The organism is Pseudomonas sp. TH04 (assembly GCF_016651355.1).
GTDB classification, from domain to species: domain Bacteria; phylum Pseudomonadota; class Gammaproteobacteria; order Pseudomonadales; family Pseudomonadaceae; genus Aquipseudomonas; species Aquipseudomonas fluorescens.
This window is the reverse complement of the sequence record NZ_JAEKEA010000001.1, coordinates 426,335-442,171: the sequence shown is the minus strand read 5'-3', so window position 1 is coordinate 442,171 and position 15,837 is coordinate 426,335. Positions and strand designations below refer to the sequence as shown.

Annotated in this window: 12 protein-coding genes; 8 read left to right on the top strand and 4 right to left on the bottom strand. The window is 56.8% G+C overall.

Annotation, left to right across the window (positions count from 1 at the left end; genetic code table 11):
• Nucleotides 1-385: 385 nt before the first annotated feature.
• The 3 genes from JFT85_RS01870 to JFT85_RS01860 are packed head-to-tail and all read left to right on the top strand — an operon-like array spanning nt 386 to nt 3,341.
• A complete protein-coding gene (locus JFT85_RS01870; protein ID WP_256556250.1) occupies nt 386-1,090 on the top strand; it encodes an ABC transporter substrate-binding protein in 705 nt (234 codons plus the stop codon).
• Nucleotides 1,087-1,932 carry an amino acid ABC transporter permease gene (locus JFT85_RS01865; RefSeq protein ID WP_053256060.1) on the top strand — a complete coding sequence of 282 codons (846 nt, stop codon included), beginning with the start codon at nt 1,087-1,089 and terminating at the stop codon, nt 1,930-1,932. Before JFT85_RS01870 ends, JFT85_RS01865 begins: the two co-directional genes overlap by 4 nt.
• A gap of 35 nt (nt 1,933-1,967) precedes the next feature.
• Nucleotides 1,968-3,341 (top strand): LLM class flavin-dependent oxidoreductase, encoded by a 1,374-nt coding sequence (locus JFT85_RS01860; protein ID WP_069552117.1) that lies wholly within the window; start codon nt 1,968-1,970, stop codon nt 3,339-3,341.
• 66 nt (nt 3,342-3,407) lie between these two features.
• Here JFT85_RS01860 and JFT85_RS01855 read toward each other — a convergent pair whose 3' ends face one another.
• The gene (locus JFT85_RS01855) at nt 3,408-4,721 is read right to left on the bottom strand and encodes a chloride channel protein (protein WP_201229012.1); all 1,314 of its coding nucleotides are present in this window, start codon (nt 4,719-4,721) and stop codon (nt 3,408-3,410) included.
• A gap of 504 nt (nt 4,722-5,225) precedes the next feature.
• Between JFT85_RS01855 and JFT85_RS01850 the strand changes: the two genes are divergently transcribed.
• Nucleotides 5,226-6,731: a sensor domain-containing diguanylate cyclase gene (locus JFT85_RS01850; RefSeq protein WP_053256063.1), complete on the top strand. Its 1,506-nt coding sequence runs from the start codon at nt 5,226-5,228 to the stop codon at nt 6,729-6,731.
• A 114-nt stretch (nt 6,732-6,845) separates the two neighbouring features.
• Here the strand turns inward: JFT85_RS01850 and JFT85_RS01845 are convergent, their stop codons facing one another.
• The gene (locus tag JFT85_RS01845; RefSeq protein ID WP_187601738.1) at nt 6,846-8,981 is read right to left on the bottom strand and encodes a TonB-dependent siderophore receptor; all 2,136 of its coding nucleotides are present in this window, start codon (nt 8,979-8,981) and stop codon (nt 6,846-6,848) included.
• 417 nt (nt 8,982-9,398) lie between these two features.
• Nucleotides 9,399-9,962 (bottom strand): carboxymuconolactone decarboxylase family protein, encoded by a 564-nt coding sequence (locus JFT85_RS01840; RefSeq protein ID WP_073637506.1) that lies wholly within the window; start codon nt 9,960-9,962, stop codon nt 9,399-9,401.
• Nucleotides 9,963-10,212: 250 nt separating this feature from the next.
• Here JFT85_RS01840 and JFT85_RS01835 point away from each other — a divergent pair, with 250 nt between their 5' ends.
• Nucleotides 10,213-11,994, top strand: a complete 1,782-nt coding sequence (locus tag JFT85_RS01835; RefSeq protein ID WP_069552163.1) for a sensor domain-containing phosphodiesterase — start codon at nt 10,213-10,215, stop codon at nt 11,992-11,994.
• 134 nt (nt 11,995-12,128) lie between these two features.
• Here JFT85_RS01835 and JFT85_RS01830 read toward each other — a convergent pair whose 3' ends face one another.
• A complete protein-coding gene (locus tag JFT85_RS01830; protein ID WP_069552105.1) occupies nt 12,129-13,034 on the bottom strand; it encodes a LysR substrate-binding domain-containing protein in 906 nt (301 codons plus the stop codon).
• 145 nt (nt 13,035-13,179) lie between these two features.
• On the opposite strand from JFT85_RS01830, the gene JFT85_RS01825 reads away from it, so the two are divergent.
• From JFT85_RS01825 to folE, 3 genes are all read left to right on the top strand, one after another.
• On the top strand, nt 13,180-14,571 hold the full coding sequence (locus JFT85_RS01825; RefSeq protein WP_201229010.1) for an amidohydrolase family protein: 1,392 nt from the start codon (nt 13,180-13,182) through the stop codon (nt 14,569-14,571).
• Between the two features lie 78 nt (nt 14,572-14,649).
• Nucleotides 14,650-15,096, top strand: coding sequence for a thiol-disulfide oxidoreductase DCC family protein (locus JFT85_RS01820; protein WP_069551613.1), 447 nt, complete (start codon nt 14,650-14,652; stop codon nt 15,094-15,096).
• Between the two features lie 168 nt (nt 15,097-15,264).
• Nucleotides 15,265-15,825, top strand: a complete 561-nt coding sequence (folE, locus tag JFT85_RS01815) for a GTP cyclohydrolase I FolE (RefSeq protein ID WP_053256069.1) — start codon at nt 15,265-15,267, stop codon at nt 15,823-15,825.
• Nucleotides 15,826-15,837: the final 12 nt, after the last annotated feature.

The following is a 15,837-nucleotide window of genomic DNA, read 5'->3' as shown; positions in this document are numbered from 1 at the left end:
AGCGCTGCACGTCCCGCCCCAGGGCTGCTTATTATTCGAGCTTCGCACCTAAAATCAACCTTCCAGATAGAGCACGCTCGCCACTCTGTCGCGACCGCTGAAAAGCCTCGGACGGCATGGTCCTTGAGACTCGAGTTCTGAAGGTGTGTGCGCCGGCGCCCTACGATATAGCCTTAAGCAAGCCTCTTATTCCATAAAACAAGTACAAACGTGTTTTATAGTGCGTTTTAATCTATTCAGATTTTTGAATTGATTGGGGTATTTGTCTTTGAAAACTACGGCATTTCTACCGTTTGGCTTGGCGTTGCTCGCTACGTGTTCAACGGCTTTCGCAGGCCCCGTTCTGGATCGCGTGACGCAAAAAGGCGAGCTGACCGGTATCTTGATGGAAAACTATCCACCCTTCTCTTTTCTCAACGAACAGAACCAGCTGGACGGTTTTGACGTGGATGTCGCCAAGGCTGTTGCGCAACGGCTTGGAGTGAAGCTCACATTGGAAACACCGTCCTGGGATGTGATTGCTGCTGGCCGCTGGAGCGGGCGCTATGACATTTGCGTCTGCTCGATGACCCCGAGCAAGGCCCGCGCCGAAGTGTTCGATTTCCCTGTCGAGTATTACCAGTCGCCCGCGGTGATCGTGGTGAACGCCAAGGACAACGACATCAGGGCGAGCAAAGACTTGTCCGGCAAAAAAGTTGGCGTGATCAGTGCGTCGACTTACGAAGCCTACTTGAACAAAAACCTGGTGATCGAGGGCGCCGAGGACAAGCCTTTGAGTTATCCATTCGATAATGTTCAGGTGGCGCCCTACGACAATGAGACAGTGGCTTTCCAGGATCTAGCGCTGGGTACTGGCGTGCGTCTTGATGCCATGGTCACCAACCTCATTACTGCCCGCGAGCGAATTGCTCAGGACCCTCGCTTCAAAATTGCGGGCGATACGCTGTACGCCGAACCAAACGTAGTCGCCATCGAAAAAGGCGACCCTCAGTGGAATGCCAAAGTCACCGACGTGATTACTCAACTTAAAGCCGACGGCACGCTGAGCAAGATTTCGCAAAAGTGGATCGGCTCTGATATCAGCCAATGACAGCCCTTCCCCCTCTCCCAGCCAAGGTAAATATCGCATCCGCAAACGATTCGCGTCGATTGAGGCAGCTCTTTGGCTTTCGCACTCGGTTGTATTTGACGTGGTTAGGCTTGTTCGGCGTGTGCGCGATGTTTTTCATGAGCTTCGATCTGAAGTTCTCGATCATTCTGGAGAAGTGGCCAAATCTGGTCGGCCTGCATTTGGGGCCTAACGGCTTCTTGCAGGGTGCCGCGCTGACGTTGTTTCTGTGCTTCTGTTCGATCTGGCTGTCGCTGCTTCTTGGCTTCATGACCGCGCTTGCACGCCTGTCACGTAGCGCAGTGGCGTTCGGTATCGCGAGCTTCTATGCGTCTTTTTTTCGCGGTACGCCGCTGCTGATCCAGATTCTGCTGATCTACTTGGGCTTGCCGCAGTTGGGCGTCGTACCTGGGGCGATCAGCGCGGGGATAATTGCGCTCTCGCTGAATTATGGTGCCTATCTGAGTGAGATTTTTCGCGCCGGTATCCTGGCTGTCGCCCCCGGACAACGCGAAGCGGCGATGGCTCTGGGTCTTAGCCCAACGGCGACCTTCGTGCACATTATCCTGCCGCAAGCGATGCGCACGATCATTCCCCCGACAACCAGTCAGTTCATTTCAATGCTGAAGGACTCATCGCTGATTTCGGTGATGGGCGTCTGGGAGGTGATGTTCCTGGCGCAGTCCTATGGGCGGTCTTCTTACCGCTACATCGAAATGCTGACCACCGCCGCCGTCATCTACTGGCTGTTGTCCATAGGGCTTGAATTGATACAGCACAGACTTGAACGCCACTACGGTAAAGGCTTCAAGAATCAGCGGTGACACGCTCCTCCACTTACTCTTTTTCAGGTACCACCATGTCAGATCCAAGACCTCTGTTGTTCGCGCTCTATGAGCAAGCCAGTGTGGGCTGTGGCGGTGCGCCAAGTCTTTGGACGCACCCGGCTGACGAACGACTGGCCATCAACTCGTTGGGTTACTGGTCGAACCTGGCGCGCATTGCAGACCAGGCTCACCTCGACATGTTGTTTTTCGGGGACGTCCTGGGGTTCTACGACGTGTTTGGTGGCAACGCTGACGCGGCGATGAAATGGGCCGTGGAAGCGCCGGCGAATGACCCGTTGATGATCATACCGGCATTGGCGGCAGTGACAGAAAACCTAGCCTTTGGGGTCACCGTGACCACCAGCTACGAGCATCCTTTTACTCACGCCCGACGCTTCAGTACGCTGGATCACCTCACCAATGGCAGGGTGGGCTGGAACATCGTTACCTCATACCTGTCCAGCGCAGCCCGCAACTTCGGCCTGGAGCAGATGATCAAGCACGATGATCGCTACGAGCGCGCTGAAGAGTTTATGGATGTGGTCTACAAGCTCTGGGAAGGCAGTTGGGCCAACGACGCGGTGGTCGCCGACAAGACTCGCCAGCTCTACGCGCAGGGTGATCGTGTACGCCCCATCAACCACGTTGGCGAACATTACCGGGTGGCCGGGCCGCACCTGACCTCTCCATCGCCCCAGCGCACACCTTTACTGATCCAGGCCGGCTGGTCAGGACGTGGACGGCAATTCGCGGCCAAGCATGCTGAATTGATCTTCATCGCCAAATCCAGCCCTCTGGAAATTCGTCAGGGGCTGGAAGAAATCTGGGCTCAAGCCCAGGCGCGCGGCCGGCAGGCTGAGGACGTGAAATCTTTAACAGTGCTGCGAATTGTCACCGCCAGGACCGAGATCGAAGCTCAGCGCAAATATGATGAGCTGCAAAGCAACTATCACTTGCAGGCCCAATTGGTGAGCTACGCCGGCGACACCGGTATCGATATCAGCCGTTACGCTGACAGTGAGGCGCTTTCGACCCACACCGAAGGAATGACCTCCTACGTGATGCGGCCTGACGGCAGTGGCAAACCGTTGACCGCCGGTGATGTGAAACAGCGCTTTGCCAATGTAACCCGAGGCAGTGACCTTATCCTTGTGGGTACTCCACAACAGGTAGCCGAACGCATTGAGGAACACGCGCGTATTTCTGGCACCAGCGGCTACATGCTCAATCCGCTGCTCAGCCCGGGCAGTCTTGAAGATTTCGTTGAGCTGGTCATTCCAGAGTTGCAAAAACGTGGCCTCTACCGAACCCAGCCGCAAAGCGGCACCTTCCGCTCTCGGTTACGGCGTGACGGTTCAAGCCATTTGCCCGCGTCAGCTTATGGCGCCTCGTTCCGTTTCGACTGAAACCTTTAGAGGGGGGCGACTCGTCCCCCCTAGGGTCATAGCCGCAGTATCGTGCCGATCCAGAACCTAATGCTTGTCGGCCCGAGCAGTGGCGGGCGTTTGCAGAAAGCCGCGTGCCAGCTGCTGATATAGCTCCGGCCCCATTCGAGCACTGACCGCTTTGGCAATCAGGGCAACGGCCATGAGACTGATCACCATCCCATGGCTGTCGATCATCTCCATGACGATAATTGCGGACGTGATGGGCGACTGGGTTACCGCGGCCAGGAAACCGACCATGCAGAGCGCAATCATCGGTTGCGCCGCCACGTTAAAAAAGTCGGCGGCATTCGCGCCCACCGCAGCACCTACCGCCAGGGATGGCGCAAAGATACCGCCGGGGATACCAGAAAAATAGGTCACGACGGTGGCCAGAAAGCGCGTGATCGGGGCATGCCATGGCAGGCCAATGTCGGTCACAATAAGCTGCGAGGTGATGCCGTAACCGCTGCCGAATGACATGCCGCCACTGAGCCAGCCGAGTATGGCCACAATCAGCCCACAGCCACCGGCGAACCAGACGGGGTGTAAGCGGCGCCACTCCCAGAGGACGAATCGCTGATGCCGTTGTGGCCACAGCAGCATGCGGCTGAACAACCCGCCCAGCAGGCCGCAACCGATACCGGACGCCAGCGCAAGAACGACGGTATCGAGGTTGACAGCTTGCACGTCAAAGTGGCCGAAATAGTTGTAGTTGCCCTGTAACGCGATCGCGACCATCCCCGACAGAATGATCGTGCTGAGCAACACGCCACTGGTGCGGGTCTCCAGCTTTCGCCCCAACTCTTCTACCGCAAACGCCACGCCGGCCAAGGGTGTGTTGAACGCGGCAGCAATGCCTGCTGCGCCTCCGGCCAGGATCAGGTCCTCGGGGCGGATAATCCGCGCATTGGGCAGGTAGCGGTGAAAGAAGTGCATGATCGAAGCGGCCACTTGAACCGAGGGGCCCTCGCGCCCTGCCGAAAAGCCCCCCGTCAATGCCAGCGTGCCAAGACCTATCTTGGCGAACGCAAGACGCAAAGACAGCAAATGATTGACGGGTTTGCCTTGGTGGGCCAGCCGTGTGGCTGCGATCACCTGGGGAATACCACTGCCCTGGGCCCCGGTAAAAAAGCGCGTGGTCAGCCAGACCACCAGCATCCCGATCAACGGTGTGTAGATAAACGGCAACCAAGGCCGCTCGGTTGTCTGCTGAGCAAACTGCATCAGTGCCAGGTCGGCCAGGCGGGCGAACATCACCACCAACAGCCCCGCAAGGGTGGCCGCGGCCCAGAGCGTGATGCGAGTACGCCAGCGGATAGAGGCGAAGCGACGGCGCAGCAACAATAACGGTTTGATCACCCGAGCAGATTCCCATTGAGGTTCGATGGCATGCAACGTCAAAACAAGGGTCAGGCGACAACGTGCGCTGAATGATATGTCACTAAAACGCTTGCCTGAGAAGCGCCGATATCTGACGCAACACGCTCTAGTGTGCGGTGAGCAGTCGCGTCACGGAGTATGACCTTGGCCACGAAGGGCCACCAATAATGATACCGAGCAAAACCCTTTAACAAGGCCTGCGGCAAAATAGCACGGCTCATTTTAGTTCTCAGGGGTAACGCGGTTACGTGCCCATATTCTTACTCGTGTGTTAACACGCGTGCCCCTCTTTACCAGCCGTTTGAACACCCTCTTCTAAACACTATGAAGCGATGAAAAAAATCTTTTTCGCGCTCATGATCTCTTGCTGCAGTGTTCCATAACTACTTGTATCCTTGGCCGATACAAAGCCGAGTGGCGGCTGCTAACGCCCAGGTCCGATATCCGCTGTAATGGAAACCGTGCTTTCCATAAGGTAGTAACGTGAAGCGTGATACCCACTTGGTTGTGCTTTTACTGCTGGTTATTGGTTGTTCCCTGGCGTCATTGACTGTCTGGAAGGTGTTTGCCTCTCGAGATCGAGCACTGGAGGAAGTCAACGTCCATGGCTTGAACCTTACTCAGGCGCTCTCCACTTATTCCGAAGGCATCGTCCGCCAGAGCGCGCTGTTGTTGCTCGGGCTTGTCGAACGCCTGGAAACCGAAGGCAGCGGACCTGCGCAAATTCAGCGGCTGCGGGCGTTGGTAGGCCGCCAGGAGCCGCTGATGCCACAGCTGAGCGGTATCACCATTTACGATAATAAGGGGCACTGGTTAATGTCCTCCAACCGGCCGATTCCTGCCGGGGCAAACAGCTCTGATCGAGCCTACTTCATCCATCATCGTGATGATCCATCCCCCGAGATCTTTATCGGTCCACCGATCATCAGCCGCTCTAATCGGGAGTGGGTGATGACCATCAGCCGACGGTTTAATGGTGCTGACGGCGAATTTGCCGGGGTCGTGTCAGTCACCTTGGGGATCGAAAACTTCTTGCGGCTGTTTGGAAAAATCGATGTAGGACAGGAGGGTGCTATCGGCTTGTCCCACACCGACGGTACGTTGCTGGTTCGCTATCCCTTCCGCGAGCAGGACATGGGGCGCAACTTTTCCTCGTCGCCGATCTATTCAAAGTACCTTGTCGATCGGTCAGTCGGCACCGCGTCGTTCACCTCCAGCCTGGACGGGGTGGAGCGGCTCTACGCCTTCCGCAAGAGTGACCGGCTGCCGCTGATCACGACAGTGGCACTCGGTAAACGCGAAGCCCTCGCCGCGTGGCGAACAGAGGCCCTGCTCTCGGCGGTGGTCGTTTCGGGGTTGCTGGGGCTTATCGGCATTATCGGCTGGTTTTTGATCCTGGATATCCGTCGTCGAACCGAGGCAGAGGATCAGTTGCGTGAAACTCAGCAGCGGTTGCTCTCCTCGAACAGGCAGCTTGAACTGCTGGCAATGAAGGATGCCTTGACGGGTTTGGCAAACCGGCGCTGTTTTGATGAGAGCCTCGCCATGGAGGCGCTGCGAGCAAAGCGTGAGGGCACGACGCTGGCTTTGCTGATGATCGATATCGACTACTTCAAACGCTTTAACGACTCGTTCGGGCATGTGGCAGGCGACGCGTGCCTGCAGACGGTTGGCAGAATTTTCGAGGCGTGTTTAAGGCGACCGTCAGACCTGGTCGCACGTTATGGCGGCGAGGAGATGGGCATCATCATGCCAGACACCGACAGTGACGGCGCCACAGCGGTTGCACAGCGCATTCTCGACCTGTTGAAGAAAGAAAATATTGCGCATCACACCAGCCCGTTTGGACGGCTAAGTGTGAGCATCGGCATTGCGACAGCCACAGGGTCTCAACTGGAGCATTTGCAAGGGTTGATTGAGGTAGCAGATCAGGCTTTGTACAACGCTAAGGCGCAGGGACGTAACCAGTTTGTGAATGGGTGCTGGTAGTCGTGGAAAGGCACGTTATCTTGGACACCGATTTAGGTTACGCCGCCAACCCTGAGCGTGAACATCTGGCAAGCGCCCCATACTGGAGCGCTAGGGTCTGATGGATTGCTGCGTCTATAGGGTGTAAGTGACGCCCACTTGCACCGTACGAGGTTCACCGGGGTAAGCGTAGAAGTTCAGGAACGAGCCTTCTTCGTACTCACGGTTGAACAGGTTCTTCACGTCGAGGTTGAGTCTGACCTTTTCGTTGACTTTGTAATAGCTGAGCAAGTCGACGACGGTGTAAGCGCCCATCGTGAAGGTGCTGTTGGCGGTCTGCCCGGCACGCTCGGCTACGTATTTTCCACCTGCGCCGAGGCCCAATCCCTTGAGCGCGCCATCCTGAAATTCATACACGTTGAGCAGGCTGAAGCTATTGCGCGGAATATTCGCCAGGCGCGTGCCGGTGCGCACCGTGGTGTCTTTGGTCACTGCGGCATCCACGTAGCCATAGCCGCCGATCATCCGCCACTCGGGCGTCAGGTTGCCGGCCACGTTTAGATCAAAGCCGCGACTGCGTACCTGCCCTGTCGCGACATTGAAGGCTGAATCAACGGGGTCGACGCCCTGGACATTGCTCTTGTCGATCTGATAGATCGCCGCATCGACACTCAACTGCCGGTCAAGCGCTTCCCACTTCACACCCACCTCGTAGGACTTGCCCTTCTCCGGCGCGAACCCGCCGCCTTGGCGACTGGCGCCCGTGTTGGGCTTGAACGAGCGTGCGGCATCCGCGTAGATCGCGACAGTGTCAGTGAGGTCATACATCACACCCACGCGCGGAGTGACGGCGTTGTCGGCGGCGTTCCAGTTTTTCACGCCGGGCACGTAGGATTCGTACGCGTGCTCGAAGCGTTCAAAACGCGCACCGGCGAGTACTTTTAAACGCTCGGTCAGCGCCACTTGATCCTGCACGAAGGCCGCGTAAGTTTTGAGGTTTTCTTTGTCGTGGGTAGGCGTACGCGTCAGCGCCGGACGTGGCTGGCCATAGACCGGGTTGAAGATGTCGATTGGAAAAGCCCCCGCCGCGCCGCTGGAGCGTTGGATGATCGACGAGTAGTCATACACTTCGTACTCGACACCGGTCAGCAACGTGTGATCAAAGGCTCCCGTGGAAAAGTGCCCGGTCAGGTTCAGTTGATAGTCTTTGTCGGTCCAGTCCAACTTGCGGTAGTTGAAATTGCGCTGGAGCGTTCGCCCATCGGCATTCAAGCTGGTAGCGCCGTTGGCCTCAACCGCATTGCCCTTCATCGTACCGTCCAACCACTGGAAACCGCCGCCCAGGCTCCAGTTGTCGTTGAGCATGTGCTCGAACCGCAACTGAGCCATGTTGTTATCGTTGTGCAGGTTACCGGCGTATTTTTCACCCCAGAAGGTGTCGCGGGACGCGGTGCCGCGTTGGTTGGCGAAACGAGTCAGGCCTCGATCGAGCGGATGATTGTTGCGCATGAAGTCGCCTTCGAAAATCACCTTGGTGTCGTCATTGACCTGCCAACTCAGTACCGGCGTTACCCCATAGCGTTCGGTTGAGACATGGTCACGGAAGGTGTCACCGCCCTCGCCTACCACGTTGAGGCGATAGGCCAGGCGCCCTTGCTCGTCCAGTGGGCCGGAGGCATCCAGGGTGCCGCGCTTCATACCCTGATCATCCAGCTGGCTACCCAATGTGACCGTGCGCTCAGGCAATGGCTGCTTGGAGACCACATTGAAGGTACCGCCGGGATCGCCACGCCCATAGAGCATCGTCGCCGGTCCGCGAAGCACTTCAAGGCGCTCAATACTGTTGGCGTCCGGCATGCTTGGATAGCCACGGTTAATCGGAAAACCGTTGCGGTAGAACTCGGCGGTGGTAAAGCCTCGCACCGTAAAGCTGGTAAGTCCCTGGCCGCCGAAGTTGTTCGCGCGGCCGACGCCGCCCGCATAGTCCAGGGCCTCCTGCAAGCGAGTCGCACCGATGTCCTCGACCACGTCTTTGGGCACGACGCTGATGGACTGAGGCGTCTCATGAATTGAGGTGTCAGTGCGCGTCGCACTGGCAGAGCGTGTGGCGCGATACCCCTTGACCGGCCCTTGCGCCGTCTCCGGGACTGATTCGCCCGTGACATTGATGGCTTGCAGTTCAAGGCTGGTATTTTCGGTACTCGCAACCTGCGCCCAGGCAAACGTGGAAAACGACTGAAGCACGCAGAGTGAAATCAGGGTACGACGCATGGATTTTTGACCTGATGGATGAGCGGACGGGAAAGTCAACCTGCCGGGAATTTCGCGAGGCATGATATACCAGTGATTCCCATTTGCCACTCATTCTCATTCGTGCTTTTTCGAGTATCTGCTGTGTATCAGTCAAAAAACGATGCTTTTGTGCGTTCCATATCCAGCCAAAGCGTGGCCTCTTTCCAGATGATTATCGCGTTGGACAATGTGGTTCCAAGGCGCGAAAGGACACCTTTACCCCACACAACTCTATGTCTAGATCCAGATCGCGCATATATTCGAACGCCTAGAAATACACGAGATTAATCTGATTTAATAAGGGCCAGGCACGCCTAATGACTCCAACAACCGAACTTTTTCAGGTCAGCCCCCGGCCGGGTTCATACCCACCATTCGCGTCACTCGAAGCGACCGCTAGGATTCGGGAAATGGCAGTGGTACATCGCCATCCCGACGCACCTCAAAAACATTCAGCGTCATCGCGACTAACGCGTAGTACCCGTAGACCCCGATCAGCTCGACAACGGCTGGCTCGCCCAGCGAACTAACGGCTTGGGCGTATAGGGCGTCATCCACACGACGAGATTCATAGAGGGTCTTCCCAAGCCAATACACAATGCGCTCGTCATCCCTTTGAAACTCGGGCAATACCTGCTGTTTGAGCGAGGCTATTACGCTGTCTGGCACGCCAGCGCTACGGGCAATGGGTTCGTGAATTTGCCACTCAGCCTGGGACTGCCACCAAGCGGCAGTGAGCAGAATAGCGAGCTCGGTCAATCGAGGCTCCAGGCGCGTGCCGTATCGGCAAAACGCTCCCAGCCGTTGAGCATGATCGGCAAGCTCGGGGCTGTGAATCCATGCTAAAAACGGGCCGTCAAGGTTGCCTCGTGGGCCGCTGATGATCTGTCTGAGGACGGTTCTCTGTGCTTCATCCATGTGTGCTTCAGACAGTGGGCTGAGGCGCGATTGAATGGGCATATCTCATACTCCTTATTTATTCACGTCGGAGCCCTGCTCCACCCGGTGTCTTAAAGCGCTAGGCGTGTAAAAAGTACCTTTATCGCAGGCCGGGTCACAAGATAAAGCAGTCCATGGAGTGATCCGTGTGGTCGATGGGTGGCTGCACGCCTGCCTACCGTTCATTTATCCGAGGATAGAAAAAAACAACATCATAATGATGGCACTGTCTGATACGGTGTATATGACCACAGGTATTCCGAGGATTGTCATGGGCCAAGGCGCTCCTATTCCGCCGGATGAAATTGAACGGCTTAAAGAGGTCGAAAAATTTTGTCCAACTGACAGCGATTACGATGCTGTCTTCGATAAAATCGTCGAGATGGCTTCTGCTTACTACAACGCCCCCATAGCGCTGATTTCGATCGTTGATAAGCATCAGCAATGGTTCAAAGCGCGCGTAGGGCTTGAAGAAGCCCAGACATCACGGGAAGTGTCCTTCTGCGCTTACTCGACGCTGGACAACACCCCGTTGGAGGTATTGGACGCAACTCTTGATCCGCGCTTTGCAGACAATGCCCTGGTCACGGGGCCTCCGTATATTCGCTATTACGCGGGCACTCCACTGATTACCGAAGAGGGGTTTACGCTGGGAAGCCTGTGCATCATTGATACGATCTCACGCCCTGCGATGAGTGAGCGTGATAGCGAGATGCTCAAAGGTTTCGCTGAACTGGTGATGATGCGCATACGCGGCATGCGCTCTCGAAACTTTGTCGACCAACCCACGGGGCTGTTTAATCGACTGCGCCTTGAGGAAGATATACGCCAGGCGCTAAAGGCTGACAGCGCGTGCCAGGTGTATGCCGTTGATATCGTCTCGCCAAAGTTCCTCAACGATATCGTAAAGGCGCTGGGCTACAGTTTTGCCGCAGACTTGATCCTGGCAATCAAAGCGCGTCTACAAAAACTGTTACCGCCACAGTGCCTACTTTATAAAATAAGCCCGACGCGGTTTGGTTTCCTGCTTGAGGAGGATCAGACGGCCGAGCACATTTGTGAAAGCATCCTCAAGGACTTCAAAAAGCCTGTCGAGTGCCACGCCATCCCCATTCTCATGCAAGTGGGGATTGGCGTTCTGCCGATTCACAGCGCTGTGCTCCAGCAAGACTGGCTGCGCCTGGTGGTCAGTGCGGCGGATGAGGCCCGTGACCGTAAGCTGGGATGGTCGCTCTATGAACCCCATTTTGATGCGGCTCAACAACGCGCGTTCATGTTGTTGAGTTCGTTGCCGGAAGCGGTCAGCGCCGATAAACAGTTCAGCCTGGTGTACCAGCCCAAAGTCAAACTGCCCTCAGGGCAGTGTCACTCAGTCGAAGCACTATTACGTTGGACGCACCCGTTACTGGGCCCCATCAGCCCGGCTGAATTTATCCCCCTGGCTGAAAAAACCGCACTCATACCCTCCGTGGGACTGTGGGTGCTCAACGCAATCATCCAGCAAGCGATTAGTTGGAAAGCGCAAGGCGTGCACCTGCGTATTGCGATGAACATTACCGTCAGCGATCTTGAAAACGCCGAATTCGTCGATGCGATGATTCATGAAATTCAACAATACGGCCTGGACCCCGCCAGCTTTGAACTTGAGTTTACCGAAAGCATGCTCATGACCGACCCTGACGAAGTCATCCGGCAGTTGGAGCGCGTGCGTCAGTTTGGCGTAGAGGTAGCGGTTGATGACTTTGGTACCGGCTACAGCAACTGGGCTTATTTGAAAGAACTCCCGGCCAATACCGTCAAGCTTGACCAGTCGCTGATCAGCGGGTTGGGCAGCAATCAGAATGACAAGCAACTGGTTAAAACCCTCATCGGGCTGGCCAAGGGGCTCGGCTACCAGGTAGTTGCAGAAGGAGTAGAAAACCAGGAAATCCTCGACCTGTTAATACAGTGGGGATGTTCCGAAGCACAGGGCTACTTGATAGCCAAGCCTATGAGCGCCAAGGCCTTGGAAGCCTGGATAGGACAAGCAAGCGAAGAAGGTCGGTGCCAGTAGAATGACTGCCGGTTGCCTCGACGGGTATCCTCCGCCGAGGCAACCGGCTCAGCAACACCTTCCGGGTCCACGTAGGTCAAGGTCTTATATGTTTGGCCGTGCGGCTTTATCCACCCGTGACCCATCCGCTGCACTCAACTTGCCGAGTTGCCGTCGCGGATCAGTTCGGTCACCCAGTCAGCAAATGCTCGCACTGCCGGTGAGAGAAAACGCTGATGCGGATAGAGCAAGGTCACCGGCACGCACGCGGGTTGCCAATCTGCCAGGACTTCGATCAGCCGCCCTTCCCGCAGATGCTCTGAGACCACTCTCTCGGCGAGCTGCACCAGGCCGAAACCTTCAAGGCACATTTTTATGTAGAGCCCTGTCTCATTGACGGCCGCAGCGCCGCTGACCGGGACTGACATTTGTTCAGTGCCGGTGCCGAAGCACATTTCACCGGTTCGCCTGGCGTTTCCCGAGAAATAATGAATAGCCCGGTGATGTGACAAGTCGTCCGGAGTCTGCGGAATGCCGTTATCTTGCAGATAGGCCGCAGACGCACACGTCACCCAGCGGAACTGGCCGAGCGGGCGTGCAACAAGCGTGGAGTCATTGAGCTGCCCGGTCCGAATCACGCAATCCACGTTCTCCTGAATCAGATCAACCTGCCGATCGTTGACGCCTATCATCAGGTAGATATCCGGGTACCGCGTGTAAAAGTCTTTCAGCTTTGGCATGACGATAAAATGCGCAATGCCTGCGGGCATATCCACCCGCAATCGCCCCTGCGGCCGATTTGCGGACTCCGTCAGGCTGGCCTCGGTCTGCTCGATCAGTTCGAGGATTTCCCGGCATTGCGCCAGATACCGCGCGCCCTCAGGTGTCAGGCTGACCCGCCGCGTGGTTCTGTTCAGCAGGCGCACCTGCAGATATTTTTCAAGACCCTTAATGCTGCTGGTGACCGTAGAGGCCGGCAACGACAGCGTTTGCGCCGCGTGAATAAAGCTCCCCGCCTCTGCCACACGGACGAAAACCTGCATTGCCTGGATGCGGTCCATATTCTTTTTCCATAAACCAAGACAGCAGCAGCCGAACGGCCAGTATTGTTCGTATTTGCTGAATAATTAAAACAGTTTAACCGTCTTTGTCGGGAGTATCACTTTCCGTACCGTCTGTTCACCCCACTCAAACGGAGAGCAGAAGATGACTGGATATACCCGAAACATCGTCGCGCCGCCCGCCTCGCCAGCCGCCCGCACCCTTATCCGCGGCGCCACTGTGCTCAGCATGGACAGTGAAACAGGCAACCTGGCCCGCGGCGATATCCTTATCGAAGGCAGCACAATCACATCGATCAAGGCACACATTGAGCTCGACGACGCCATTGTTATCGACGCATCCGGCATGATTGCCATGCCAGGCATGGTGGATACGCATCGCCATGCCTGGGAGGGGCAACTGCGCCGGATTAATCCGAACGCGCAAACGCTTGAGGACTACTGCAACGCCACGCACTACTCGTTCGCCAAATTCTATCGCCCAGGTGACATGTATATCGGCAACCTGCTGACCGCATTAGGCTGCATTGACGCCGGCATCACCACCGTGATTGATAACTCCCATAACAGCCGCACCGGCGCGCACTCCGATGCCGCTGTCGAGGCGCTGCTTGACGCAGGTATTCGCTCGATTCACGCCTGCGGTGCGCCGGTCTCCGGGGACTGGGATAAAGCCCACTGGCCCGGCAACCTCGAACGCCTGCAACAGAAATATTTCAAAAATGCAGACAACAGCCTGGTTTCGCTGGCCATGATGGCCCAACTGGAACCCGAACTGTGGGCTGAAGCCCGGCGGCTGGGCCTGCCGATCGTCACCGAATTTTTTGGCGCAGACATGGCAACCGAGCTGGCAGGGTTGCATCGCAAAGGACTGCTCGGGCCGGATAACATCTTCAACCACTGCACCGCACTGCCGGACGCAGGTTGGCAAATCCTGCGCGAGGCGGGTGTGCGCGTGAACGTATGTCCGCGCTCCGATGCGCACTACGGCATCGAGGATGGAATGTTCGCCATGCAGGCCGCGCTGCGTCACGGTATCCGCCCGGGACTGAGCGTCGATAACGAAACGTCCTATAGCGGCGATATGTTTATGGAAATGCGGGTGGCATTTTACCTGCAACGCGTCATGGGCATGCACCCGCAGCGTTGCTGCGGTTCAGCGCATCATCTGGTGACCCTGCCGGCTCATAGCCTGCTCAAAGCCGCCACGGCTGACGGCGCAGCCTGTGCAGGATTACAGGACAAAATCGGCAGCCTGACCCCCGGCAAACAGGCTGATCTGATTCTTATCAATACCCAGGACATAAACCTTTACCCGTCGGGCAACGCATTCGGCACCGTGGTACACGCGGCCGAACGCAGCAATGTTGACACGGTCATGATCGGCGGTCGCATCGTCAAACGCGGCGGCAACGTACTGGGCGTGGACAGTGAGCGGCTGCGTGCGGCGATCGACGAATCCCGTGAGCATCTATTTGCCGCAGCCGGCTATCGACCTGACCTGTTTGCCGAGGCGTTTGAGCATCCTCACCCATAGCACAGCAAAAAAAAGTGCCCATTGTCAGTCGGTATATTTCAGCATATCTTGTACAAAACTTATACACGGGCATGCTCGATGTACAACAAAACCCATTGGCCACTGACGCTGTACTTTGATGGTGATTGCCCGCTGTGCGCGCGCGAAATCAAGCTCCTGCAAGGGCACGCCTCAGACACTCGACTGCTGTTTGTTGACATCAGCAGCGTGGCGTTTGACGCCGAGGCGCTAGGGTTCACCTTCGCGCAAATGCAGTCGGTGCTGCATGCCCGTTTCGCCGATGGTCGCTGGCTGACCGGCCTGGACGCCACCCTGTGGAGCTGGCGAGCTGCGGGGCTGGGGGGTTGGGCGGCGCCACTGACATGGCGCGCGTTGCGCCCGCTGTTTGAATTCGGTTATCGCCTGTTCTGCCGTTTACGTCCGCATTTGGCGTGGTTACCTCACCCTGAGGGCGGTCGTCGCTGTGTCGATAACCGTTGCGCGCTGCCGGCGGCAAAATCGGCACCCGACAAGCCGCCACGTTGAAACAAGCCGATCGCGCAGGCGTTGCGATGTCACGGGTCGGGCGCAGAGCCTGCTTCAAATCTGAACTCGCCAATGCCCCGTGATCTGCGTCAGACGGTACGCAGCCGCCCCTGCCGAACACCAAGGTTTATCGTCACACGAAGTGCAGCATGGCTGCGAGGACTCAACATGAAACCGTCATTAGCCGATCAGTACCGTGAAATCCTTGTCGGTGTGGGCGAGAACCCCGAGCGAGAGGGGTTATTGGACACGCCCGCGCGAGCGGCCAAGGCGATGCAGTACCTGTGCAATGGCTACACGATGGATCTGGAGAACGTGGTGAACGGCGCGCTATTCGAATCGCAAAGCGATGAGATGGTCGTGGTCCGCGACATCGAGCTGTACTCATTGTGTGAGCATCACCTGCTGCCCTTCATCGGTAAGGCGCATGTCGCGTACATCCCCACTGGAAGGGTGCTGGGCCTGTCGAAAGTGGCGCGAGTCGTGGACATGTTCGCCCGCCGCTTACAGATTCAGGAAAATCTCACCAAGCAAATTGCCGACGCCATTGCGCGCGCCACCGATGCCGCCAGCGTGGCGGTCGTCATTGAAGCAAAGCACATGTGCATGATGATGCGTGGGGTGGAGAAACAAAACTCGGTGATGACCTCATCGGTGATGCTGGGGGCCTTTCGCGACAACTCCGCTACGCGTCAGGAGTTTCTACAACTGATAGGGCGTGCGGGTTAACACCAACCAATC